We start from the raw sequence: 23,883 nt of genomic DNA on the forward strand, positions 1-23,883 counted from the left end.
TGTGAAGGGTCAACGGGCGGCGGCCACCAGCCAGCGCTTCAGCGGCGGCAGGTGATCCACCAGAGTCAGGCCGCGGTTGCGGAGTTCCCGCAGCAGCGGTTGGTCGCTGGCGAACAGGTGCAGCAGGCCGTCGGTGACGCGGCCCATCGCGGCGGTGGGGCCGGCGCGGCGGCGGGCGTAGCGCTGCAGCAGGCGCAGGTCGCCCAGCGGCCGCCAGGGTTCGTGCGCCTGGCGCTCGGCCAGCACGGCGTCCAGCGCCTGCACGTCGGCCAAGCCCAGGTTCAGGCCCTGGCCGGCCAGCGGGTGCACCAGGTGCGCCGCGTCGCCCAACAGCACCCAGCCGGGCCCGCACACCGGATCGGCCTGCGCCAGCAGCAGCGGCCAGGCGGCGCGCTCACCGGCCAGCTTCAGCGTGCCGGCGGCGCCGCCGGTGGCGTCCATCAGCGCCGCCTCGAAGCCGGCGCCGTCCAGCGCCAGCAGCTCGTCGGCGCGGGCGTCGGGCACCGACCAGACTAGGCCGTAGCTGGATCCCGGCTGCGGGCGGTCGAACGGCAGCAAGGCCAGCACGTCCGGGCTGCGGAACCACTGGCGCGCGAGACCGCCATGCGGCGCGTCGGCCACCAGACGCGCGGCCACGCCACGCTGACCGTAGGGCTGGCGCGGCATGCGCACGCCCAGGCGCTCGCGCAGGGCGGAGTCGCGGCCTTCGGCGAGCACCAGCAGTTCCGCGGGGGGCGGTTCGGTGTCGGGGTCGATCAGGTCCACGTGCGGCGCGAAGCGCACGGCCGAGCGCAGCGCCGCTTCGAGTTCGGCGGCGTCGACGATCCAGGCCAGCGCGTCGAGCGCACCGCTCCAGGCCGAGAAGTGCAGCGTGTGGCCGGGCTGGTCGCCGGTGATGCGCATGTCCAGCACGCGGGTGCGGGCGTCGGCGGGCAAGGCGTCCCAGACCTTGAGCGAGTGCAGCAGCGCCACCGAGGCGGCGCCCAGGGCGTAGGTGCGGACGTCGGCGCTGCCCGTCGGCATGCGGGCCTGCAGGCGGACGGTGCAGCCACGGCGCGCCAACGCCAGCGCCGCGGTCAGGGCCACGGCGCCGGACCCTCGCACACAGACGACCGGAGCGTTCATCGCGCGATTGTAGGAAGCCGGCACAATCCCGGTCCCCGCCCTGGCGAGTACCCCGACGGAACCTTCGTGAGCGACATCACCTGCACCCTGGCCGCCCTGGGCCTGCACCCGGTCAAGAGCTGCGGCGCGCTGGCGCCGCGCGAGGCGCTGCTGGTGGAGACCGGCTTCGACCTCGACCGCGCCTGGATGGTGGTGGACCCGCAGGGCGAGATGCTGACCCAGCGCGAACACCCGAAGCTGGCGCTGGTGAAGCCCACGCTGCGCCTGTCCGACCTGCTGCTCAAGGCGCCGGGCATGCTGGGCCTGCACCTGGCACTGGACGCGGTGGAGACAGCCACCCGCGTGCGCGTGTGGGACGACATCGTCAAGGCCTGGGACATGGGCAACCTGGCCGCGCAGTGGTTCAGCGACTACCTGGGCACGCCGGCACGCGTGGTGCGCTTCGACCCCGACGAGACCCGCTTGGCCGACCGCGCCTGGACCGGCGAGGCCGAGGCACCGGTGGAGTTTGCCGACGGCTTTCCGCTGCTGGTGGCGTCGCTGGATTCGCTGGGCGACCTGAACCACCGCCTGGCCGAGGCCGGCGCCGCGCCGGTGACGATGGCCCGCTTCCGGCCCAACCTGGTGCTCTCCGGCCTGCAGCCCTGGGACGAGGACCACCTGGACGTGCTCGAGATCGACACCGACGACGGCCCGGTGCGGCTGAAGCTGGTCAAGCCTTGCGGCCGCTGCCAGATCCCGAACGTGGATCCGGCCACCGGCGAGATGCAGCGCGAGCCCGGGCGCACGCTGGCGGGCTTCCGCGTCGACGGTCGCGTCAAGGGCGCGGTGACCTTCGGCATGAACGCCATCGTGCTCGACGGCGCCGGGCGCACGCTGCGCGCCGGGCAGACCGTGCGCGCGTCGTTCGCCGTCTGAACCCGCGGCGGCCGCGCCCGTGCCCACCCGCCTGCCCTCGTGGCAGCTGTTTGCCGTGGCCGTGCTCGTCTGGGGCACGACCTGGCACGCCATCCTCTACCAGCTGGCCGTGTGGCCGCCCGAATACGGCGTGGCCGCGCGCTTCGGCCTGGCCGCGCTGGTGGTCTTCGGCGTCGCGCTGTGGCGCGGCGAGGCGCTGCGCCTACCGGCCGGGCAGCAGCGCCGCGTGGCGCTGCAGGGCGTGTTCATGTACGGCCTGGCCTACCTGTGCGTCTACCACGGCGAGCGCCACGTCCCGTCGGGCCTGGTGGCCGTGGGATACGCGACCTCGCCGCTGCTGGCCGGGCTGGGGGCGTGGGCGCTGTGGCGCACGCCGCTGACGGTGCGCTTCCTGGTCGGCGGTGTGCTGGGTGTGGTGGGCGTGGCACTGATCTTCGCCCCCGAGCTGGCCACGGTGGACCGCAGCCCCACCGCCGGCACCGGGCTGGCCTTCACCGTGGCCGCCGTGGCGCTGTCGGCCGTGGGTGCGCTGTCGGCCAGCCGCAACGGCCACCATGGCCTGCCGTTCTGGCCCACGGTGGGCTGGGGCCTGGCCTGGGGCGCGGGCACCGCCGCGGCCGTCGCCCTGCTCACCGAACCGCTGCCGACCGCGTGGCCGACGGCGCCGTCGTGGTGGCTGTCGCTGGCCTATCTGGCCGTGGCCGGCACGGTGGTGGCCTTCGGCGCCTTCCTGACGCTGCAGCACCGCCTGGGGCCGGGCAAGGCCGCGACCGTCGGCGTCATGACGCCGGTGGTGGCGCTGGTGGTCTCCACCGCCTTCGAGGGCTTCCGCCCGGGCTTGCTGACGCTGACCGGCGCCGCGCTGACGGTGGCGGGCAACGTGCTGATGCTGCGGCGCTGACCCGGCGCGCCGGCCCGGTCAGCCTGCGGTTCCCAGGTGCCGGGCCAGTGTCCGGGCCAGCATGTCGCCGGTGACCGGCTTGGGCAGGTAGTCGTTCATGCCGGCGTCCCGGCAGCGTTGGCGGTCCTCGGCCAGCGCGTGGGCCGTCAGCGCGATCACGGGCAGCCGGGTGCCAGGATGGCCGGCCGCGCGGATCCGGCGCGTGGCCTCGTAGCCGTCCATCACCGGCATCTGGCAGTCCATCAGCACGAGGTCGATGTCGTGCGTGGCCAGGATGTCCAGCGCCTGCTGTCCGTCGGGTGCCAGCATCACGGTCATGCCCAGGCGTTCGAGCATCGCCTGGACCACCAGGCGGTTGACCGCGTTGTCCTCCACCACCAGCACCTGCGCCGGGCGTGGCGGTCCTGGCGAGGCTTCCGCGGCGGCGTCCGCCTGGCCCACCGCCGGCCACAGCGGCACCTCGAACCAGAACCGGCTGCCCTGCCCCGGCGCGCTGTCGACGCCCATGTGCCCGCCCATCAGCTCCACCAGGTGCTTGCAGATCGCCAGGCCCAGGCCACTGCCGCCGAAACGCCGCGTGGTGGAACTGTCGGCCTGGGAAAAGCGCTGAAAGAGCGCGCCGACCTGCTCGGCCGTCATGCCGATGCCGGTGTCCTGCACCTCGACCCGCAGCCACGGGCGGGTGTCCCCGTCTGGCGCCTTGGCCGGCCCTGCACGCAAGGTCACGGCGCCCGCCGGGGTGAACTTCAGGGCATTGCCCAGCAGGTTGGTCACCACCTGGCGCAGCCGGGTCGGGTCGCCGCTGACGGGCGGCAACGCATCGAGCGCCACCGTTGCCTGCACCGTCGTGCCCCGCGCCTGCCCCAGTTCGCCGTAGATGGCGCCCACGCCGGTCAGCAACTGAGCAGGGTCGAAGTCGACGCGTTCGAGCGTGACCTTGCCTTCCTCGATCTTGGACAGGTCGAGGATGTCGCCCAGCAGTTCGTGCAGCGAGCGTGCCGCCGTGGCGATGGCCTGCACCTGGCGGGCCTGACCGGCGTCCAGCGTGCTGGCCTGCAACAGCTCCGACATGCCGAGGATGCCGTTCATCGGCGTGCGGATCTCGTGGCTCATGTTGGCCAGGAAGCGGCTCTTGGCCTGGCTGGCCTCCACCGCCACCTGGCGCGCCTGCTCGCGCGCCTCGGCCACCGACGCGGCCTCCAGTTGCAGGCGGGTCATCTCCGTCCAGTCGCGGCTGCTGCGCCAGCTTTCCTGCACCAGCACGACGCCGTAGATCAGCAGACTGACGGCCACCACCCAGGCGTCCTCCCCACCGGTCCAGATGGCATGCAGCATCACCGGCAGCAGCATCGACAGGATGTTGAGCACGGCCACGCGGAAGTTGCTGACGAGCAGGAAGACGCCGATGGCCGCGATGCCCACATAGGCGGCAAACAGCAGGGCGCCGAGCATGGTGTCGCGCACCGCCGGCACGAAGACCAGGGCGATGACGCTCCAGCACAGGTTGTCGATGGCGATCAGCACGCCGAAACGCGCCTGCCAGTAGCCCAGGCGCTGTCCGCGGTCGGGGTCGCGTTCGAAGAACGCCGTGTCCAGGCCTCGGATGGCACCGATGGCCAGCCTCGCCAGCACCCAGCCGACGACCCAGGCCGCTGCGATGCGGCCCCACATCGCGAAGGCCACCACCAGCGAAAACACGGCGGCGCCGATCTGCGGCTGTGGCGCCAGGCGGTAGATCGCGCTCAGCCGGGCCAAGGCGACGGCAGCGTGGATCGAAGGCGGCGAAGCGGTGGAAGAAGACGGCATGCACTGACGCCTGGCAGGCCCGGTCGGGCCCCAGCGGGCGGCCACTCAAGCGTGCCACGTCACCGGTGCGCTGTGGGGTATCGGCTTCCCTGCCGTCGGGCTGAAGGTCGGCGCCGCGCCGACGCCCTCACCGGGCCGGCAACGGGATGAACTCGGTCTCGCCCGTCACCGCCGGGAAGCGGCCGGCGGCCCAGTCGTCGGCCGCCTGGTCGATGCGCGCCTTGCGGCTGGACACGAAGTTCCACCACACGAAGCGCGGACCCAGCGGCTCGCCGCCGACCAGGGCCAGGCGCACGTCGGTGTCGGCCGCCACCAGCGGTTCCTCGCCGGGCGCAAGCACCACCAGGGTCTGCGCCGGCACGGCCTGACCGTCGAGCGTGAACGGGCCGTCGACGCCGTAGAGCGCGCGTTCCGTGGCCGGTGGTGCAGGGAAGGCGTCGCCGGCGGCCATCGTGATGTCCAGGAACAGCGTCGGCGAGGCGGCCGCCACCGGCGAGGCCGCACCGAACACCTCGCCGACGAGCACCCGCAGCCGTGCGCCCCCCACCTCCAGCGTCGGGATCGCGCTGGCCGGCGTGTGGGCGAAGCCCGGCTCGGTCTCCTCCATGGCCTCGGGCAGCGCCACCCACAGCTGCAGGCCGTGGCTGCGGCGTGGGACGGTGCGCAGGTCCTCGGGCGTGCGTTCGGAGTGCACGATGCCGCGGCCGGCGGTCATCCAGTTGATGGCCCCGGGCTCGATGCGCTGGACCGCGCCCGTGGAGTCGCGGTGCTGCATCGCGCCCTCGTACAGGTAGGTCACGGTGGCCAGGCCGATGTGCGGGTGGGGCCGCACATCGTGGTTGTCCTGCGGGCCGGCCTGCACAGGCCCGAAGTGGTCGAAGAACACGAACGGGCCGACGCTGCGCACGGCCGCCGCCGGCAGCGCGCGGCGCACGGTGAAGCCGCCGCCCAGGTCGTGGGCGCGGGGGGTGACGAGCGTGCGACCTGTCGTGGGGAGGGTCATGTGGGCTCCAGTGTCATGAAGTTGTCTTTGCGCGTTCGTACACTGTGGCGATGTCCGAACCCGTCCCGGCCCCGGTGGCCCTGCTCAACCGCGAGCGGTCGATCCTGGAGTTCAACCGCCGCGTGCTGGCGCAGGCGCAGCGCGAGGACCTGCCGCTGCTGGAGCGGCTGCGCTACATCACCATCGTATCGTCCAACCTCGACGAGTTCTTCGAAGTCCGCGTGGCCGACGTGTTGGAGGCCGCGCGCGCCAGTGGCACCCGCGGCGACTTCGAGCACGTGGCCGCCGCCGCCCACGAGCTGATCGACGAGCAGTACCGCGTCTTCAACGAGGTGGTGATGCCGGCGCTGCAGCGCGAGGGCATCGAGATCATCAACCACGCCGAACGCAACCCGGCGCAGCGCGAGTGGGTGCAGCGCTTCTTCGAGCAGCAGGTGCGGCCGCTGCTGGTGCCGGTGGCGCTGGACCCGTCGCACCCCTTCCCGCAGGTGGCCAACAAGGCGCTGAACTTCATCGCCCGCGTCACGGGCAAGGATGCCTTCGGCCGCGAGAGCGGCATCGCCATCGTCAAGGTGCCGCGCGTGCTGCCGCGCGTGATCCGCATGCCCGACGAGGTCAGTGGCGGCCGTCAGGCCTTCGTGCTGCTGACCAGCGTGATCCGGGCGCACCTGGAGGAACTGTTCCCCGGCCGCACGGTGGAGGCCTTCTCGCAGTTCCGCGTCACGCGCGATTCCGACCTCGAAGTGCGCGACAACGAGGTCACCAACCTGCGCCAGGCCATGCGCAGCGGGCTGACGACGCGCCACTACGGGCAGGCGATCCGTCTGGAGGTGGTGGCCACCTGCCCGGCGGAGCTGTCGGACTTCCTGCTGGCGCAGTTCGCGCTGCCCGCCTCGGCGCTGTACCGCGTCAACGGCCCGGTGAACCTGGTGCGGCTGAACCAGCTGATCGACCAGTCCGACGCCGACCACCTGCGCTTTGCGCCGTACGAGCCGGCCTGGCCGGAGAAGCGCCTGCCGCGCGGCACCTCGGTGTTCGCGCGCCTGAAGCGCGGCGACCTGCTGCTGCACCACCCGTTCGAGAGCTTCGAGCCGGTGGTGCAGTTCCTGCGCGAGGCGGTCTACGACCCCGACGTGCTGGCCATCAAGCAGACCATCTACCGCACCGGCGCGCAGAGCGTGCTGATGGACCTGCTGCTCGAGGCCGCGCGGCGCGGCAAGGAGGTCACGGCCGTCGTCGAGCTCAAGGCGCGCTTCGACGAGGAGGCCAACATCAACTGGGCCGAGCGTCTGGAGGCCGTGGGCGCGCAGGTGGTCTATGGCGTCGTCGGACTGAAGACACACGCCAAGCTGCTGCTGGTGACGCGGCGCGAGGGGAGCCGCCTGCGCCGCTACGCCCACCTGTCCACCGGCAACTACAACCCGAAGACGGCGCGCCTGTACACCGACGTGGGCTACCTGACGGCCGATGCAGCCCTCACGGCCGACGCCGACGCGGTGTTCCACCAGATCGCCAGCCAGACCCGGCTGCGCCGCCAGGCACAGCTGCTGTCGGCGCCGTTCCAGCTGCACAAGCGCATGGTGGGCTTCGTCGACCAGGTGGCCGACGCGGCGCGCGCCGGCCGCCCGGCGCGCATCGTCGCCAAGCTCAACGCGCTGACCGACCCCGGGCTGATCCACGCGCTGCTGCGCGCCGGCCAGGCCGGCGCGTCCATCGACCTGGTCGTGCGCGGCGCCTGCATGCTGCCACCCGGCGTGCCGGGCATCAGCGACAACATCCGCGTGCGCTCGGTGATCGGCCGCTTCCTCGAACACTCGCGGGTGATGTACTTCCGCTGGGGCCCCGGGGACGACGATGAATCGCTGTACCTGTCCAGCGCCGACTGGATGAGCCGCAACATGTTCGGCCGCATCGAGGTGGCCTGGCCGGTGCGCGACGCCGGCCTGCGCCAGCGCGTGATCGACGAATGCCTGGTGCCCTACCTGCACGACGCCTGCGATGCCTGGGCGCTGGATGCCGACGGCCGCTACCACCGCGTGGGCAGCGACGGGCCGAGCGCGCAGCGTGCGCTGATGGACCGCTACCGCTGAGGCGCCTGCCATGGACCTGATCCTCTGGCGCCACGCCGAAGCCTTCGACCTGCGGGAGCTGAGCGACGACCTCGACCGCGCGCTCACGCCCAAGGGCGAGCGCCACGCTCAGCGCATGGCCGAATGGCTGAACCGCCAGCTGCCCGCGGGCACCCGCGTGCTGGTGAGCCCGGCGCGGCGCACGCAGCAGACGGCCGCCGCGCTGGACCGGCGCACGAAGACGGTGCCGGCGCTGGCCCCAGACGGCACCGTGGAAGGCCTGCTGGCCGCGGCGCGCTGGCCCGAGGCCCGCGAGCCGGTGCTGGTGGTGGGCCACCAGCCCACGCTCGGGCTGACTGCCGCCTACCTGCTGACCGGTTCGACCACACCCTGGGCGCTGCGCAAGGGCGCGATCCTGTGGCTGCGCCACCGCGAGCGCGAGGGTCAGGCGCAGGTGGTGCTGCACGCCGCGCTGGGCGTGGACCTGCTGTAGCTGGACGCCGCGCGGCTGGACGGCCGAGCGGCTCATGGGGGCCGCCCTGCGTCAGCCGTGCGTGAGCCGCATCGCGCCGCTGCGCGCCCAGGCCGCGGCCTCCTCGTCCAGCAGATACAGCGTGCGCGGGTGCGTCTCAGCCCAGGCAGCGCTGTAGCCCAGGTGCGCGTCGCGCCCCTGCAGACGCAGGTTCAAGGCGTGCGCGTCAACCGGGCCGCGAGCATGGCACTTGATCACCGCCAGCCGCAGGCAAAGCACCTGCGCCGCGAAGACCGGGCTGTCGAGCACGCTGTCGAGCTTTCGCAGTCCGCCGCGCTGGCCCAGCACCATCTGGCCCAGCCGCCGCTGCTGGCTCTGAGAGAAGCCCGGTGCATCCACATGGTCCACCAGATACGCGCTGTGGCGGTGGTGGTCGTGGTGCGAGACCATCAGGCCCATCTCGTGCAGGTCGCAGGCCCAACCCAGTTCGCGCCGGGTGTCGGTGTCGGCCTCGGGCAGGGCCTGGTCCAGCAACGCCAGCGCCACGCTGCGCACGCGCGCGGCCTGTTCGCGGTCGACGCTGAACCGCTGCTGGAGCTCCTCCACCGAGCGGTCGCGCATGTCGTCGGGCCGCGTGTGGTGCAGCGCGGCGATGCGCTCGTGCAGGTCGACGATGACGCCCTGGCGCAGAGCGCCCTTGGCCGCCACCATCTCCGGGATGCGGAAGTTGGCCAGCAGCGTGTAGAGGATGGCCAGCCCGCCAGGCAGCACGGCACGGCGCTCGGCCTTCAGGCCGGGGAACTGCAGTCGGTCGACGTGGCCCAGTTCGATGCAGCGGGCGATGCACCAACGCAGGCCGTCGGCGGTGATGCGCCCGTCGGTGACGCCGGCGGCGGCCAGGATCTGCGCCACCGCACCGGCGGTGCCCGACGCGCCCAGCACCGAGCGCCAGTGGCGCGGCGCGAAGGGCTGCAGCCCTTCCTCCAGCTCGGCCCCGGCCGCCACCTGGGCGGCGCGGAAACCGTCGGCAGTGATCACGCCGTCCGGGAAGTAGCGCATCGACAGGCTGACGCAGCCGACCTGGAACGACTCGGCCGTGCCGGGCAGGCGGCCCCGGCCGAGGATCATCTCGGTGGAGCGGCCACCGATGTCGACCACCAGCCGTGGCTCGTCCGACGGCTGCAGGTGGGCCACGCCAGCGTAGATCAGGCGCGCCTCCTCGCGGCCGGAGACGACCTCGATGGGATGCCCCAGCGCCGCCTGCGCGCGCTCGAGGAAGGCATTGCGGTTGCGCGCCTCGCGCAGCGTCTGCGTGGCCACGGCACGCACGCGGGCGCTGTCGAAGCCCTGCAGGCGGTCGGCAAAGCGGCGCAGGCAGCCCAGCCCGCGCTCGATGGCCTCCTCGGTGAGCATGCCCTGGGCGTCCAGGCCACCGCCGAGGCGCACCATGTCCTTGAGGTAGTCGATGCGCCGGTAGCGCCCGTGCTGCAGCCGGCCGATCTCCAGCCGGAAGCTGTTGGAGCCCATGTCGATGGCTGCGAGCGGTTCGGCGAGCGAAGGCGGCAGGGGCGTCGCGGACGGCATGGTTGCGCATTGTGCCCGTGATGCCGGTGCGGGCATCGGCAGCCGCATCTAATCGGCGGTTTCACACCCGGAAGACACGATGCCCGTTGCCGACACCGCCGACATCGACAGCCTGCTGCCCACGCGCGCCTTCTCGCGCCGCGACTTCGTGCGCACCTCGGTGGGCAGCGGTTTTGCCGCCGCCGTGCTGCCGGTGACGGCGCAGACCATCAAGACCGACAGCCAGGGACTGGAGGTGGGCGAGGTCATGATCCCCGTTGGCGGCGACTCGATCCCGGCCTACCGGGCCGCCCCCGCCGGCAGGACCGGCGCGCCGGTGGTGCTGGTGGTCAGCGAGATCTTCGGCGTGCACGAGCACATCGCCGACGTGGCGCGCCGCTTCGCCAAGGCGGGGTACTTCGCGGTGGCGCCGGAACTGTTCGTGCGCCAGGGCGACCCGGCGGCCTATGGCGAGATCGCCAAGCTGATCGCCGAGGTCGTCTCCAAGGCACCCGATGCGCAGGTGATGGCCGACCTGGACGCCACGGTGGCCTGGGCCAAGGGCCAGGGCGCGGACACCGGCAAGCTCGGCATCACCGGCTTCTGCTGGGGCGGCCGCATCACCTGGTTGTATGCGGCGCACAACCCGGCACTGAAGGCCGGTGTGGCCTGGTACGGACGCCTGGTGGGCCAGAGCAACCCGCTGCAGCCAAAGCACCCCGTCGACCTGGTGGCCGACCTGAAAGCCCCGGTGCTGGGTCTCTACGGCGGCCAGGACGGCGGCATCCCGATGGCCACGGTGGCGCAGATGCAGAACGCGCTGGCCACGGGCAGCGCCGCGGCCAAGGCGTCGACCTTCCACGTCTACCCCGACGCGCCGCACGCCTTCCACGCCGACTACCGCCCCAGCTACCGCAAGGACGCGGCCGAGGACGGCTGGGCACGCTGCCGCGCCTGGTTCGCGCAACACGGCGTGGTCTGACCGGCAGGCCGCCGCTGCGCCTGCACCCGGGGCAGGTTCAGCGCACCACCAGCACCGGCAGCGTGCTGTGCGTCAGCACCTTCTGCGTCTCGCTGCCCAGCAGCAGCGCAGCCACGCCGCGGCGGCCGTGCGAGGCCATCACGATGAGGTCGCAGGACTGCGCCTTGGCGTGGTCGATGATCGCTTCCCAGGGGTGCAGCGCTTCCACCGTGTGCGCCGTGCAGGCCACGCCGGCCGCCTTGGCCGCTTCCACGACGGCCTTCACGTGGCCGCTGGCGATGCGTTCCTGCGCATCGTAGAACTCCTGCGGCGGGACGGGCTGCATCTCGGAGATGGCGCTGTAGGGGAACGGCTCCTTGACGCCGATGGCGAACAACTGGGCCTTGCTCATCGCGGCCAGTTCGATGGCGGTCTGCACCGCCTTGCCGGTGATCTCGGAACCGTCGGTGGGGACGAGGATGCGCTTGTACATGGCAGGCTCCTTGAGGATGTGCCTGCCAGTGTGCACCCCGGGCTGTTCACCGCCTTGACATCGGTCAACCGATGGCGGTGGCCCGGTTCAGCCGGTTGCCACCGGGCGCGCCGGGTCGGCACACCACTCACTCCACGAGCCCGGGTACAGGGCCGAGCCCTCGAGCCCGGCATGCGTCATCGCCAGCAGGTTGTGGCAGGCGGTGACGCCGGAGCCGCACTGGTGCACCACCCGGTCGGTCGGCGTGGCCCAGGCGTCGAACTCGGCACGCAGCTGCTCCGCAGGCTTGAAACGCCCGCCCGGCACCAGGTTGTCCTGGAAGAAGCGCAGCGTTGCGCCGGGGATGTGGCCTGCCACGGGGTCCAGCGGCTCGGTCTCGCCGCGGAAGCGCGCGCCATTGCGGGCGTCGACCAGCCGGACCCGGCCGAGCGCGCTCTGCAGCGCATCGGCGTCCACCGTGGGCATGGCCGGCTTGGCCGCCGCCGGGTAGGGTGAGGTGCCGGTCAGCGGCGCCGGCTCGTCGTCCTCGAAGGCCTGGCCGGCGGCCCGCCATGCGGAGAAGCCACCGTCCAGCACCGCCACCGCCTCATGGCCCAGCCAGCGCAGCAGCCACCAGCAGCGGGCGGCGTACGGCCCGCCCTGGTCGTCGTAGGCCACCACCTGCACACCGGGTGCGATGCCCATGCGGCCGGCCCAGGCGGCCAGCGCGACGCGCTCGGGCAGCGGGTGGCGGCCGTTGCGGCCGGTCTTCAGGCCCGACAGGTCGCGGTCCAGGTGCACGTACCGGGCACCGGGCAGGTGCTTCGCCTCGTAGGCGGCCTCGCCGGCCGAGGGGTCGGCGAGATCGAAGCGGCAGTCGAGCACGACGGTGGGCGCGCTGGCGGCCAGCCGGGCGGCCAGCGCCTCGACGTCGATCAGGGTGCGGTACGTGTCCATCCGCGCATTGTCATTCGGGTGCCGGCTGGGCCGCCAGCCGTGCGCGCAGCAGCGTGGCCGCGACGCCGGCGCCGACGATCAGCACGATGCCGGCCAGCGCCATGGCCGACACCGCCTCGTCGAACCACAGCACGCCGAAGAGGAAGGCGAAGCCGATGCCGGTGTAGTGCAGCGAAGCGTTGATCAGCGGCGTGCCGATGGCGTAGGCGCGCGTCATCATCAGCTGCGCCACCGTGGCCAGCACGCCCACGGCCAGCAGCAGGGCGGCACCGTGCAGGTCATGGCCGGTGAAGCCACCCTGCAGCAGGGCCAATGCGGCGCCGACCAGCACGCCGCCGGCGGAGAAGTAGAAGACGATGCGGTAGTCGGGTTCGCCAGCCCGGCCCAGGGCCGAGACCTGCAGGTAGGCCAGCGCGGCGATCATGCCCGAGCCCAGCCCGGCCAGACCGTGCCAGAGCTGGTCCTGTGCCATCGTCGGCCGCAGCACCAGCGCCACGCCGACGAAGCCGGCCAGCACGGTGGCGATCAGCCGGCCGTCCACGCGCGCGCCGCCCATGATCACCGCGCCGCCGATCAGGAACAGCGCCATCCACACCGAGGACATGTAGTTCAGGGTCATCGCCGTGGCCAGCGGCAGGCCGCTGCCGATGGCGTAGAACCACAGGGCCAGCGAGATCACGCCGACGGTGGCGCGCCAGGCGTGCATGCCCGGCACGCGCGTGCGCAGGCTGCCGCCACGGCTGCGCACCCACAGCGCGATGAAGAGCACGCCGACGAGGCTGCGGTACATGACGATCTCGCCGGCGCCGTAGCGCAGCGACGCGAGCTTCACGCACACGCCCATCAGCGCAAACAGGAAAGCGGCGCCGAGCATCAGCCACGGCGCCGCGGCGGGCCTGGTCATGACGTCGGCCGCCCCTGGGTCGTCAAGCGCCGTTCAACGCAGCGCGCTGCCCATCATGCGCCGGTACCACTCGTGGAAGTGCTGCATGCCATCTTCCATCGGGCTCTGGTAGGGGCCGGCCTCGTCGTCGCCACGCTGCATCAGCGCGCGGCGGCCGGCGTCCATGCGCTCGGCGATCTCGTCGTCCTCGTCGCAGGTCTCCATGTAGGCCGCCTGCTGCGCGTCGACCAGTTCGCGCTCGAACAGGGCGACCTCCTCCGGGTAGAAGAACTCGACGACGTTGACCGTCTTCTGCGGCGACACCGGGTAGAGCGTGGACACCGTCAGCACACCGGGGTACCACTCCACCATCACCGTGGGGTACAGCGTCAGCCAGATGGCACCCTGGGCCGGGCGAGCGTCGCCCTGCCAGCGCTTGAGCGCGTCGTGGAAGCGGCGATAGGTGCCTGAGCCGGGGCGGTCCAGCGTGGCCTTCAGGCCCACGGTCTGCACCGAGTACTGCTCGCCGAACTCCCAGCGCAGGTCGTCGCAGGTCACCAGGTTGCCCAGCCCCGGGTGGAACGGGCCGACGTGGTAGTCCTCGAGGTAGACCTCGATGAAGGTCTTCCAGTTGTAGTCGCAGGTGTGCACGATGGCGCGGTCGAAGACGTAGCCGTCGAAGTTCAGTTCCGCCGCCGGCCCCAGTGCGGCCAGATCCGCGCGCACGTCGCGCCGCCCACCCTCGAAGAGCAGGCCGTTCCACTGCTGCAGCGGGTAGGTCCTAAGGTTCAGGCAGGGGTCCTCGGCAAAGTGCGGCGCGCCCTTGAGCGCACCGTCCAGCCCGTACGTCCAGCGGTGCAGCGGGCAGACCACCTGTCCACCGGTGTTGCCGCGGCCCCGGAGCATCACGGCCTGCCGGTGGCGGCAGACATTGGACACCAACTGGATGCCCTGCGAGTTGCGGATCAGCGCACGACCGTCGCCCTCGTGCTGCAGCACGTGGTAGTCACCGACCTCGGGCACCGTGAGCGCGTGGCCCACGTACTTCGGCACGGACTCGAAGATCAGTCGCTGTTCCTCGCGGAACAACGCCTCGTCGAAGTACGAGGACACCGACAGCTGGGTGCGGCTGTGGTGCAGGGAATCGAGACTGATGCTCAGGTCCGACATGATCCGAACGGATCCTCCATGCCCAAGAAGTCATGACGCCGGACCCGGCCGCAGGAACAGCCCTGAACGGCCCGACCCGACAACGGAACCTGCGAGAGACCGGCATTGGCGATCCGACCGCTTTGCAGGGGCGCGAATTGTAGCCAGGGGGGTCCACCCCGTGGGCGCGCAGGGCAAGCCCTTCTGGAGACCTGCCTCCAGAGGTCACGCCTGGGCACATTCGCCCGCAGGTGTCCGACTAGAATGACAGGTTGATTTCACGTTGAGAAATGGCCAGGAGCACCGCCAGCACAGCATCACCGCCGGGTCCGGCGCCGGCGTCCTACGAGGACGCGCTGGCCGAACTCGACCGTCTGGTGCAGGCGATGGAGACCGGGCAGCTGCCGCTGGACCGCCTGCTGGACAGCTACAGGCGAGGCGCGGACCTGCTGCAGTTCTGCCGCAGCCGGCTTGATGCCGTGGAGCAGCAGGTCAAGGTGCTCGAGGACGGGCAGCTCAAGCCCTGGCAGGGCGAGGGCGACGCATGACCGATGCCGAGTTCGACGCCTGGTGTCGACAGGCGCTCGACGAGGTCGAGGGCGCCCTGTCGGCCTGGGTGCCGGCTGACGCGCCGGCCGGCCTGGGCGAGGCCATGCGCTACGGCGTGCTGGACGGCGGCAAGCGCCTGCGCCCGCTGCTGGTGCTGGCGGCCTGCGACGCCACCCGCGGCCACCGCGAGGCGGCCATGCGCGCGGCGGTGGCGGTGGAGCTGATCCACGCCTACTCGCTGGTGCACGACGACATGCCCTGCATGGACAACGACGTGCTGCGCCGGGGCAAGCCCACGGTGCACGTGCAGTTCGGCGAGGCCCAGGCCATGCTGGCCGGCGACGCCATGCAGGCCCTGGCCTTCGAGGTACTGACGCCCGACGAAAGCCTGGTGCCGCTGGCGCTGCAGGCTCGGCTGGCGGGCCTGCTGGCCCGCTCGGCCGGGCACTCCGGCATGGCTGGTGGCCAGGCCATCGACCTCGCCGCCACCGGCCAGGCGTTGGACGAACAGCGGCTGCAGGACATGCACCGGCGCAAGACCGGCGCCCTGCTGCAGGCCAGCGTGCTGATGGGTGCCGCCTGCGGCCAGGCCGACGCGCGCGCCTGGCAGGCCCTGTCCGACTACGGCGCGGCCATCGGCCTGGCCTTCCAGGTGGTGGACGACATCCTCGACGTGACACAGGCCTCCGAAACCCTGGGCAAGACCGCGGGCAAGGACCTGGACGCCAACAAGCCCACATATGTCAGCGTGCTCGGCCTCGCCCGCGCCCGCGAACGCGCCGCCGCGCTGCACGCCCAGGCCCAGGCGGCACTGTCTGCCAGCGGCTTGACCGCGGCCCACAAGCTGGCGATGCTGGCCGACAAGGTCGTCGACCGGGAAAGTTGAAATGGCTGCTGTCTTCCCCCTGCTCGAACGCATCCACACCCCGGCCGACCTGCGCCGCATGGGCCGCGGTGACCTGTCGGCCGTGGCCACGCAGCTGCGCGAGTTCGTGCTGCAGACGGTGTCGCAGACCGGCGGCCACCTGGGTAGCAACCTGGGCACGGTGGAGCTCACCGTGGCCCTGCACTACGTGTTCAACACACCCTGGGACCGCCTCGTCTGGGACGTGGGCCACCAGACCTATCCGCACAAGATCCTGACCGGCCGCCGCGAGCGCATGCATACGCTGCGCCAGCTCGGCGGCGTGGCCGGCTTTCCCAAGCGCGATGAAAGCGAGTACGACGCCTTCGGCACAGCACACAGTTCCACCAGCATCAGCGCCGCGCTGGGCATGGCGCTGGCGGCGCAGCTCAAGGGCGAGGACCGCAAGGCCGTGGCCATCATCGGCGACGGCGCCATGAGCGCCGGCATGGCCTTCGAGGCGCTGAACAACGCCGGCGTCAGCCACGCCGGCGTCAACGCCGACCTGCTGGTGATCCTGAACGACAACGACATGTCGATCAGCCCGCCGGTGGGCGCGCTGAACAAGTACCTGGCGCGGCTGATGAGCGGCCAGTTCTACGCTGCCGCGCGCGAAGGCGCCAAGGCGGTGCTGAAGAACGCACCGCCGCTGTTCGAGCTGGCGCGCCGCTTCGAGGAGCACGCCAAGGGCATGGTCGTGCCGGGCACGATCTTCGAGGAGTTCGGCTTCAACTACGTCGGCCCCATCGACGGCCACGACCTCGACTCGCTGATCCCCACGCTGGAGAACCTGCGCGCCAAAAAGGGCCCGCAGTTCCTGCACGTGGTCACGAAGAAGGGCTACGGCTACCGGCTGGCCGAGGCCGACCCGGTCAAATACCACGCCGCCAGCGGCAAGTTCAACCCGGCCGAGGGTTTCCCGAAGGCGGCCAAGCCGGCCAAGCCCACCTTCACGCAGGTCTTCGGCAACTGGTTGTGCGACATGGCCGAGGCCGACGAGCGCCTGGTCGGCATCACGCCGGCGATGCGCGAGGGCTCGGGCATGGTCGAGTTCCACCAGCGCTTCCCGCGCCGCTACCACGACGTGGGTATCGCCGAGCAGCACGCGGTCACCTTCGCCGCCGGCCTGGCCTGCGAAGGTCTGAAACCGGTGGTCGCCATCTACTCCACCTTCCTGCAGCGCGGTTACGACCAGCTGATCCACGACGTGGCGCTGCAGAACCTGCCGGTGGTGTTCGCGCTCGACCGCGCCGGCATCGTCGGCGCCGACGGCCCCACGCACGCCGGCGCCTACGACATCGCCTACACGCGCTGCATCCCGAACATGAGCGTGCTGGTGCCGTCCGACGAGGCCGAGTGCCGCCAGGCGCTGACCACCGCGTTCCGCCAGAGCCACCCGGTGACGGTGCGGTACCCGCGCGGCGCCGGCGTCGGCGTCGAGCCCGGCACCGGGTTTGCCGAGTGGCCCTGGGGCAAGGGCGTGGTGCGCCGCAAGGGCAGCCGCATCGCGGTGCTGGCCTTCGGCACCCTGCTCCACCCTGCGCTCAAGGCGGCCGAGACGCTGGACGCCACGGTGGCCGACATGCGCTTCGTCAAGCCGCTGGACGCCGACCTGGTGCTGGAACTGGCGCGCAGCCACGAGGCCTTGGTGACCGTGGAGGAAGGCTGCGTGATGGGCGGCGCCGGCAGCGCGGTGGCTGAATGCCTGGCCGCCGCGGGCGTGACGGTGCCGCTGCTGCAGCTGGGCCTGCCCGACCTCTTCACCGACCACGGCGACCCGGCCAAGCTGCTGGCGATGTACGGTCTGGACGCGGCCGGCATAGAGCACGGCATCCGCGAGCGCTTCGGCAGCCGGCCGGCGCTGCTGCGGCCGGCCGCCAACCATTGAATTTTTCGAACGGCGTGATGACGCCGTGGCGACGACAGGGTCGGTCGATCGGTGCGACGATCGGCACCGTGATGAAACTGCCCGCAAGCTTACTTCGTCCGCTTCCCGCCGAAGGGGCGCTCGGTTCCTTCGGAGCGGCCGGGCGGAACTGACATGAACAACCTCACCGACGCCCTCCACATCCCCGACACGCAGAGCGCGCGCGACGAACGGCACCTGCCGATCCAGCGCGTGGGCGTGAAGGACGTGCGCTACCCGCTGCAGGTGCGCGTGGCCGGTGCTGTGCAGAGCACGTCGGCCCGCTGGGCGCTGGACGTGGCCCTGCCCGCCGAGCAGAAGGGCACGCACATGTCGCGTTTCGTGGCCTGGCTGGACGCGCTGGCCGAATCCGGCGAGGCGCTGGACGCTGCCAGCCTGCGTCGTCGCCACGCCGAGATGCTGGACCGGCTGGACGCCACCGAAGGCCGCATCGAGGCGGCGTTCGAGTTCTTCCTGCGCAAGCGGGCGCCGGTCTCCGGACTGAGCAGCCTGCTGGACTACCAGGGCCGCTGGATCAGCGAGACCCGCGCCGGCGTCACCACGGTCTGGGCCGAGGTGGCCGTGCCGGTCAAGAGCCTGTGCCCGTGCAGCAAGGAGATCTCCGACTACGGCGCCCATAACCAGCGCTCGCTGGTCACCGTGCGCGTGGAGCTGCTGCAGCCGATGGAATGGCACGAACTCGTGCGTTTCGCCGAGGATGCCGCCAGCTGCGAGATCTGGCCGATGCTCAAGCGCGCCGACGAGAAGTGGGTCACCGAGCGCGCCTACGAGAACCCCAAGTTCGTCGAGGACCTGGTGCGCGACGTGGCGCTGGCGCTGAACAGGGACGCCCGCATCGGGCGCTACTTGGTGGACGTGGAGAACTTCGAGTCGATCCACAACCACTCGGCCTGGGCGCGCATCGAAAGGTAGCTGCGGCGCCCTGCGCCGGGCCACCTAAAATCGCGGGTTCACCCGAACCCTGCGAAAGCCCCCGATGAGCCTCAAGTGCGGCATCGTCGGACTGCCCAACGTCGGCAAGTCCACCCTCTTCAACGCGCTCACGAAAGCCGGCATCGCGGCCGAGAACTACCCGTTCTGCACCATCGAGCCCAACGTCGGCGTTGTGGAACTGCCCGACCCACGGCTCGCGCAGCTGGCCAAGATCGTGCAGCCCGAGCGCATCGTGCCGGCGATCGTGGAGTTCGTGGACATCGCCGGCCTGGTGGCCGGCGCCAGCCAGGGCGAGGGCCTGGGCAACCAGTTCCTCAGCCACATCCGCGAGACCGACGCCATCGTCAACGTGGTGCGCTGCTTCGAGGACGAGAACGTCATCCACGTGGCCGGCAAGGTGGACCCGATCGCCGACATCGAGGTCATCCAGACCGAGCTCTGCCTGGCCGACCTGGCCACGGTGGAAAAGTCGCTGGTGCGCTACACCAAGGTGGCCAAGGCGGGCCAGGACAAGGACGCCGCGCGCCTGGTGGACGTGCTGAAGAAATGCGAGGCGGCACTCAACGAGGCGCGCCCGGTGCGAAGCATCGACTTCAGCAAGGAAGAGCTGGTGGTGCTGAAGCCGCTATGCCTGATCACCGCCAAGCCGGCGATGTTCGTCGGCAACGTGGCCGAGGACGGCTTCGAGAACAACCCCTTCCTCGACCGCCTGAAGGACTACGCGACGAAGCAGAACGCACCGGTGGTGGCCATCTGCGCGAAGACCGAGGCCGAGCTGGCCGACATGGACGACGAGGACCGCGCCCTGTTCCTGGCCGAGATGGGCCAGGACGAGCCGGGCCTGAACCGCCTGATCCGCGCCGCCTTCACGCTGCTGGGCCTGCAGACCTACTTCACCGCCGGGGTGAAGGAGGTGCGTGCCTGGACCATCCACATCGGCGACACCGCGCCGCAGGCTGCCGGCGTGATCCACACCGACTTCGAGCGCGGCTTCATCCGCGCGCAGACCATTGCCTTCGACGACTTCGTCGCCCACGGCGGCGAGCAGGGCGCCAAGGACGCCGGCAAGATGCGCGCCGAAGGCAAGGAGTACGTCGTCAGGGATGGCGACGTGATGAACTTCCTGTTCAACGTCTGAACCCGTGCCGAACCTGAGCCCGCTCGTCGCTGGCACCTGGCGGCTGCACGAGCAGGGGTGGTCGGCGGCCGAGCGGCTGCGCTGGATCGAGCGCTGCACCGATCTGGGGGTGACGAGCTTTGACCACGCCGACCTCTACGGCGGCTACACCGTCGAAGCGCTGTTCGGCGAGGCGCTGGCCCTGCGGCCGGCGCTGCGCGAACGGCTGCAGCTGGTCAGCAAGTGCGGCATCCGCCTGCCGGGCCACGCGCGCGGCGCCGCGCGCATCAAGCACTACGACAGCAGTGCAGCGCACATCCGCGCCAGCGTCGAGCATTCGCTGAGGGCCTTGCGCACCGACCGCCTGGACCTGCTGCTCCTGCACCGGCCCGATCCACTGCTCGACGCGGCCGAGGTGGCCGACGCCGTGGCCGCGCTGCAGCGCGAGGGCAAGATCCTGGCCTTCGGCGTCAGCAACTTCGGGCCGCAGGCTTTCGAACTGCTGGACGCGGCCACCCCGCTGGTCACCAACCAGATCGAGCTGCACCCGCTGAGGCGTGAACCGCTCCATGACGGCACGCTGGATGCCTTGCAGCGCCGCGGGCGCCGGCCGATGGTGTGGTCGCCACTGGCCGGCGGGCGGCTGCTGGCGGGCGACGAGTCGCCCGCCGCGCAGCGTGTGCGCTGGGTGCTGGGCGCCCTCGGCGCGCAGCTGGGTGTGGCGCCGGCCACCGTGGCCTACGCCTGGCTGCTGCGCCACCCGACGCACCCGCGCCCGGTGGTGGGCACGATGCGTGAAGCGGGGCTGCAGCAGGCGCTGGCAGCCCTGAGCCTGAGGCTGGATGCCGAGGCCTGGACCGAAATCTGGCAGGCTGGCGCCGGCCAAGAGGTGGCATGACAAGGGCTGTCGCCGCTCGGCAGCCCGTGCTAGGCTGAGTTGGTGAGACGCCCGGCCGCCCCCCTCACCGTGGTCCTGCTGACCGCGCTGGTCTACGGCATCGTCGGTGCAGCAGCGGTGCAGTTGGCCGTGCACCCGGGGCACGCGGTGGCGGTCTACCCCTCCGCCGGCATCGCACTGGCCGTGGCGCTGGTCTACGGTTGGCCCGCGCTGCTGGGCGCCGCGCTGGGTGCGGCGGCTGTCAACGTCGGGTTGATGGTCTGGCACGGGCAGCCTGGCGCGACCGAGCTCGCCGCCGGTGCGGCCATCGGCGCCGGTGCCGCCGCCCAGGCGGCATTCGGCCGCGCGCTCGTGCGGCGCTGGGTGTCGCAGCCGCTGGTGCTCGCCGAATTTGCCGACGTGGTCCGCTTCTACCTGCTGGGCGGCCCGGCGGCCTGCCTCGTGAGTGCCAGCGTGGCTCACGCGGCCTTGGTGGCCGCCGGTCAGATGCCGCTGCAGGGTGTCTCTGTGTCGTGGTGGACCTGGTGGCTCGGCGACGTGCTGGGCGTGTTGCTGGCCGCACCCGTGGTGCTGGCGCTGGTGGGGCAGCCGCGGGAGGAATGGGCGCCGAGGCGCTTGACGCTCGTGGTGCCGATGCTGCTGACCACGGCCATGCTGGCCGGGGCCATCGGCTGGGCCGCCCATGCTCACGGCGAACGGGTGCGCACGGCCTTCGAGCGCGACGCCTGGAGCCTGGCCGATGCGCTCGACGCGCAGTTGCGGCGCCCGCTGGATGTCCTGCAGGCCATGCACGGCCTGTTCGACACCCAGCAGCACATCGATCCGGTCGAGATGCAGCGGGCCACCGCACCCTGGCTGCGCGACCAGCCCTTCATCGCCGCCATCGGCTACAGCGCCCGTGTCGATCCAGCCGATGTGGCCGATTTCGAGGCGCGCGCACGTGCCGAAGGGCCAGTGGCCGACTACCGGGTCTTTGCACGCGAGGACGCCCAGACCTTGCCGCCTTCCCGGCACGGCGTGGTGGCGATCCGGTTGATCGAGCCACTGGCGACGAACCGTCCTGCGCTGGGGGTGGATGCGATGACCATCCGGGCTGCTCGCGCAGCCATCCAGCGTGCGGCCGCCACGGGCCAACCGGCGGCCACGGCGGGTTTCCGGCTGACGCAGGCCACGGGCGACGAAACCGGCATCGTGATCTACCGGGCGCTGTACCAGGGCGACCCGCGGACCGATGCCGAACGCCGCGCCGCCTTCACCGGGGTCGTGTTCGTCACGCTGCGTCTGGAGACGCTCGTGGCCGACATGCAGCGCCAGGTGCCGATGCATCTGGCGTGGTGCCTGGTCGATCTGGACCCCGGGGCCGAGCGTCCACGCCTGGCCGGGGCCCCGGGTTGCGAGGCGCGGCCGCGGGCGACGCTGCGCTACCTGCGCAACCTGACCCTTGGCCCGAGGGCCCTGCAGTGGCAGGTGGCGGCCGAGCCCTCACAGCTGCCAGGGGTCAGCGAGGCGGGCACCACCCTGTTCGCGACCACCGGTCTGATCACTGCTGGCCTGCTGGGGGCGCTGCTGCTGACCGTGTCGGGGCGACAGCGGCGCATCGAACTGGCGGTCACGGAACGCACGGCCGACCTTCGTGCCGCGAGCCTGGCGCTGCAGGAAAGCCAGGACCGGCTGCGCAACATCGTCGACCACGTGCCCATCGGCATCATCTATGCCGACGCCAGCGGTCGCCTGCGCGAAGCCAATCCCGACCTGCTGGCGATGCTGGGCCGGGTGGTGCTGCCAGCGCCCCCGCCGGCCCTGCCCGACTGGGTCCATGTGGACGATCGGGCGGAGGTGGAGGCCTTCCTGCAGCAGGTGCGCACTGGCGAGCAACCGCCGGCCCGCATGCAGGTCCGGCTGGTCGCCGCCGACGGCAGCGAACGCACCGTGCGGCTGGGCCTGTCGCCACTGCGCGGCCCCGACGGCCAGCTGCAGCGGCTGGTGGGTGTCGTCGAAGACATCGGTGAACACCTGCAGCTGGAGGCCAGCGAGCGCGCCCGGCGCGCCGCCGAGGCTTCCAGCCAGGCCAAGAGCGAGTTCGTCGGCCGCATGAGCCATGAACTGCGTACGCCGCTGAACGCGATGCTGGGCTTCTCCCAGTTGCTGTCGCGCGACAACAGCGCACCCCTGGCGGCCCACCAGCGGCGCTGGATCGACCAGGTGCAGGACGCTGGCTGGCACCTGCTGAACATGATCAACGACACGCTGGACCTGTCGATGATCGAGTCCGGCGCCCTGCGCCTGACCCCGGTGGCCCTCGACCCGCGGGCGCTGCTGGAGGCCACCCTGTCGATGATCGCCGCAGCGGCGGACAGGCGCGCTCTGCAGGTGGTGCCGGCAGACATCGCACCGGGCGTACCGCCGGTGCTGGGCGACGAGACGCGCGTCAAGCAGATCCTGACCAACCTGCTGTCCAACGCCGTCAAGTACAACGTCGACGGCGGCCGGATCGCCGTGCAGGTGGATGTCGACCCGGACACCGTGCCCGAGCAGGTGGTCTTTCGTGTCAGCGACACCGGCATCGGCCTGTCGGCCGAACAGATCGACCGCCTGTTCCACCCCTTCGACCGGCTGGGCCGGGAATCATCGGGCGTCGAAGGCACGGGCATCGGCCTCGTGATCAGCCGCCGGCTGGTCGAATGCATGGGCGGCAGCCTGACCGCCAGCGGGCAGGTGGGCCGGGGTTCGATGTTCGAGCTCCGGCTGCCACGCGCCGCCACGGGCCCGGACGTGACGCCCGGCAAGGCGTCGCCGGCCAGCGACGGCCGGTACCGGCAGCGGCGCGTGCACTATGTGGAGGACAACGAGACCAACGTGGCGCTGATGCGCGGCATGCTGGCACAGCGGCCGCAGATCGCCTTGTCCGTCTCTACCATGGGTCTGGACGCGCTGGCCGCCGTGCGCATCGAGCGCCCGGACCTGCTGCTGCTGGACATGCACCTGCCCGACATCGACGGGCTGGACCTGCTGACCCATCTGAAGGCCGACGACGGCACCGCGGGCATCCCGGTCATCGTGCTGTCGGCCGACGCCACGCCGGAGCGCGTCGCGCGCGCGCTCCATGCCGGCGCCGAGGCCTACCTGTCCAAGCCGCTGAACCTGACCGAACTGCTCCAGCATGTCGATGCCCTGCTCGAGCAAGGCAACACGGAATGGGGTGAGTGATTGCACACATCATTTGATGACGATCAGCACTCTCCAGCCACGAGTGCTAATATGCCGGAACTCCGGACT

Annotated in this window: 20 protein-coding genes; 12 read left to right on the top strand and 8 right to left on the bottom strand. The window is 71.5% G+C overall.

Going from position 1 to position 23,883, the window contains the following annotated elements; translation table 11 throughout:
• Positions 1 to 9: 9 nt before the first annotated feature.
• Positions 10 to 1,125, bottom strand: coding sequence for an FAD-dependent monooxygenase (locus ENE75_RS06300; RefSeq protein ID WP_128196937.1), 1,116 nt, complete (start codon positions 1,123 to 1,125; stop codon positions 10 to 12).
• Positions 1,126 to 1,191: 66 nt separating this feature from the next.
• Here ENE75_RS06300 and ENE75_RS06305 point away from each other — a divergent pair, with 66 nt between their 5' ends.
• Both ENE75_RS06305 and ENE75_RS06310 read left to right on the top strand, forming a co-directional pair.
• On the top strand, positions 1,192 to 2,043 hold the full coding sequence (locus tag ENE75_RS06305) for an MOSC domain-containing protein (protein ID WP_128196939.1): 852 nt from the start codon (positions 1,192 to 1,194) through the stop codon (positions 2,041 to 2,043).
• Positions 2,044 to 2,062: 19 nt separating this feature from the next.
• Complete coding sequence (locus tag ENE75_RS06310; RefSeq protein WP_128196941.1) at positions 2,063 to 2,944, top strand: DMT family transporter; 882 nt, start codon at positions 2,063 to 2,065, stop codon at positions 2,942 to 2,944.
• An 18-nt stretch (positions 2,945 to 2,962) separates the two neighbouring features.
• Here ENE75_RS06310 and ENE75_RS25680 read toward each other — a convergent pair whose 3' ends face one another.
• Together ENE75_RS25680 and ENE75_RS06320 are read right to left on the bottom strand one after the other, a co-directional pair.
• Positions 2,963 to 4,699 carry an ATP-binding protein gene (locus tag ENE75_RS25680; protein ID WP_128196943.1) on the bottom strand — a complete coding sequence of 579 codons (1,737 nt, stop codon included), beginning with the start codon at positions 4,697 to 4,699 and terminating at the stop codon, positions 2,963 to 2,965.
• Between the two features lie 178 nt (positions 4,700 to 4,877).
• Positions 4,878 to 5,753, bottom strand: a complete 876-nt coding sequence (locus ENE75_RS06320; RefSeq protein WP_128196946.1) for a pirin family protein — start codon at positions 5,751 to 5,753, stop codon at positions 4,878 to 4,880.
• 50 nt (positions 5,754 to 5,803) lie between these two features.
• Between ENE75_RS06320 and ppk1 the strand changes: the two genes are divergently transcribed.
• Together ppk1 and ENE75_RS06330 are read left to right on the top strand one after the other, a co-directional pair.
• Positions 5,804 to 7,843: a polyphosphate kinase 1 gene (ppk1, locus tag ENE75_RS06325; RefSeq protein ID WP_128196949.1), complete on the top strand. Its 2,040-nt coding sequence runs from the start codon at positions 5,804 to 5,806 to the stop codon at positions 7,841 to 7,843.
• Between the two features lie 10 nt (positions 7,844 to 7,853).
• On the top strand, positions 7,854 to 8,315 hold the full coding sequence (locus ENE75_RS06330) for a SixA phosphatase family protein (RefSeq protein WP_128196951.1): 462 nt from the start codon (positions 7,854 to 7,856) through the stop codon (positions 8,313 to 8,315).
• A 51-nt stretch (positions 8,316 to 8,366) separates the two neighbouring features.
• Here ENE75_RS06330 and ppx read toward each other — a convergent pair whose 3' ends face one another.
• Entirely contained in the window at positions 8,367 to 9,878 is a 1,512-nt protein-coding gene (gene ppx / locus ENE75_RS06335; protein WP_128196954.1) for an exopolyphosphatase, read from the bottom strand.
• Between the two features lie 79 nt (positions 9,879 to 9,957).
• Here ppx and ENE75_RS06340 point away from each other — a divergent pair, with 79 nt between their 5' ends.
• Complete coding sequence (locus ENE75_RS06340; RefSeq protein WP_128196956.1) at positions 9,958 to 10,839, top strand: dienelactone hydrolase family protein; 882 nt, start codon at positions 9,958 to 9,960, stop codon at positions 10,837 to 10,839.
• Positions 10,840 to 10,876: 37 nt separating this feature from the next.
• Here ENE75_RS06340 and ENE75_RS06345 read toward each other — a convergent pair whose 3' ends face one another.
• From ENE75_RS06345 to ENE75_RS06360, 4 genes are all read right to left on the bottom strand, one after another.
• The gene (locus ENE75_RS06345) at positions 10,877 to 11,311 is read right to left on the bottom strand and encodes a universal stress protein (RefSeq protein ID WP_128196958.1); all 435 of its coding nucleotides are present in this window, start codon (positions 11,309 to 11,311) and stop codon (positions 10,877 to 10,879) included.
• A gap of 87 nt (positions 11,312 to 11,398) precedes the next feature.
• Positions 11,399 to 12,247, bottom strand: a complete 849-nt coding sequence (locus ENE75_RS06350) for a sulfurtransferase (protein ID WP_128196960.1) — start codon at positions 12,245 to 12,247, stop codon at positions 11,399 to 11,401.
• Between the two features lie 10 nt (positions 12,248 to 12,257).
• Positions 12,258 to 13,151 carry a DMT family transporter gene (locus tag ENE75_RS06355; RefSeq protein ID WP_233258961.1) on the bottom strand — a complete coding sequence of 298 codons (894 nt, stop codon included), beginning with the start codon at positions 13,149 to 13,151 and terminating at the stop codon, positions 12,258 to 12,260.
• Positions 13,152 to 13,184: 33 nt separating this feature from the next.
• Entirely contained in the window at positions 13,185 to 14,300 is a 1,116-nt protein-coding gene (locus tag ENE75_RS06360) for an aromatic ring-hydroxylating oxygenase subunit alpha (protein WP_128196962.1), read from the bottom strand.
• Between the two features lie 269 nt (positions 14,301 to 14,569).
• On the opposite strand from ENE75_RS06360, the gene ENE75_RS06365 reads away from it, so the two are divergent.
• From ENE75_RS06365 to ENE75_RS06395, 7 genes are all read left to right on the top strand, one after another.
• Positions 14,570 to 14,827 carry an exodeoxyribonuclease VII small subunit gene (locus tag ENE75_RS06365; protein WP_128196965.1) on the top strand — a complete coding sequence of 86 codons (258 nt, stop codon included), beginning with the start codon at positions 14,570 to 14,572 and terminating at the stop codon, positions 14,825 to 14,827.
• Entirely contained in the window at positions 14,824 to 15,714 is an 891-nt protein-coding gene (locus ENE75_RS06370; protein ID WP_128196967.1) for a polyprenyl synthetase family protein, read from the top strand. The genes ENE75_RS06365 and ENE75_RS06370 overlap by 4 nt, the downstream gene beginning before the upstream one ends.
• A gap of 1 nt (position 15,715) precedes the next feature.
• Complete coding sequence (dxs, locus tag ENE75_RS06375) at positions 15,716 to 17,620, top strand: 1-deoxy-D-xylulose-5-phosphate synthase (RefSeq protein ID WP_128196969.1); 1,905 nt, start codon at positions 15,716 to 15,718, stop codon at positions 17,618 to 17,620.
• Between the two features lie 153 nt (positions 17,621 to 17,773).
• Positions 17,774 to 18,571 (top strand): GTP cyclohydrolase FolE2, encoded by a 798-nt coding sequence (gene folE2, locus ENE75_RS06380; protein WP_128196971.1) that lies wholly within the window; start codon positions 17,774 to 17,776, stop codon positions 18,569 to 18,571.
• A 64-nt stretch (positions 18,572 to 18,635) separates the two neighbouring features.
• Positions 18,636 to 19,730 carry a redox-regulated ATPase YchF gene (gene ychF, locus ENE75_RS06385; RefSeq protein WP_128196973.1) on the top strand — a complete coding sequence of 365 codons (1,095 nt, stop codon included), beginning with the start codon at positions 18,636 to 18,638 and terminating at the stop codon, positions 19,728 to 19,730.
• A gap of 4 nt (positions 19,731 to 19,734) precedes the next feature.
• On the top strand, positions 19,735 to 20,607 hold the full coding sequence (locus ENE75_RS06390; protein WP_128196976.1) for an aldo/keto reductase: 873 nt from the start codon (positions 19,735 to 19,737) through the stop codon (positions 20,605 to 20,607).
• 42 nt (positions 20,608 to 20,649) lie between these two features.
• Entirely contained in the window at positions 20,650 to 23,814 is a 3,165-nt protein-coding gene (locus ENE75_RS06395; RefSeq protein ID WP_158288874.1) for a CHASE domain-containing protein, read from the top strand.
• Positions 23,815 to 23,883 lie beyond the last annotated feature (69 nt).

Source organism: Rubrivivax albus, assembly GCF_004016515.1.
GTDB lineage: Bacteria > Pseudomonadota > Gammaproteobacteria > Burkholderiales > Burkholderiaceae_C > Rubrivivax > Rubrivivax albus.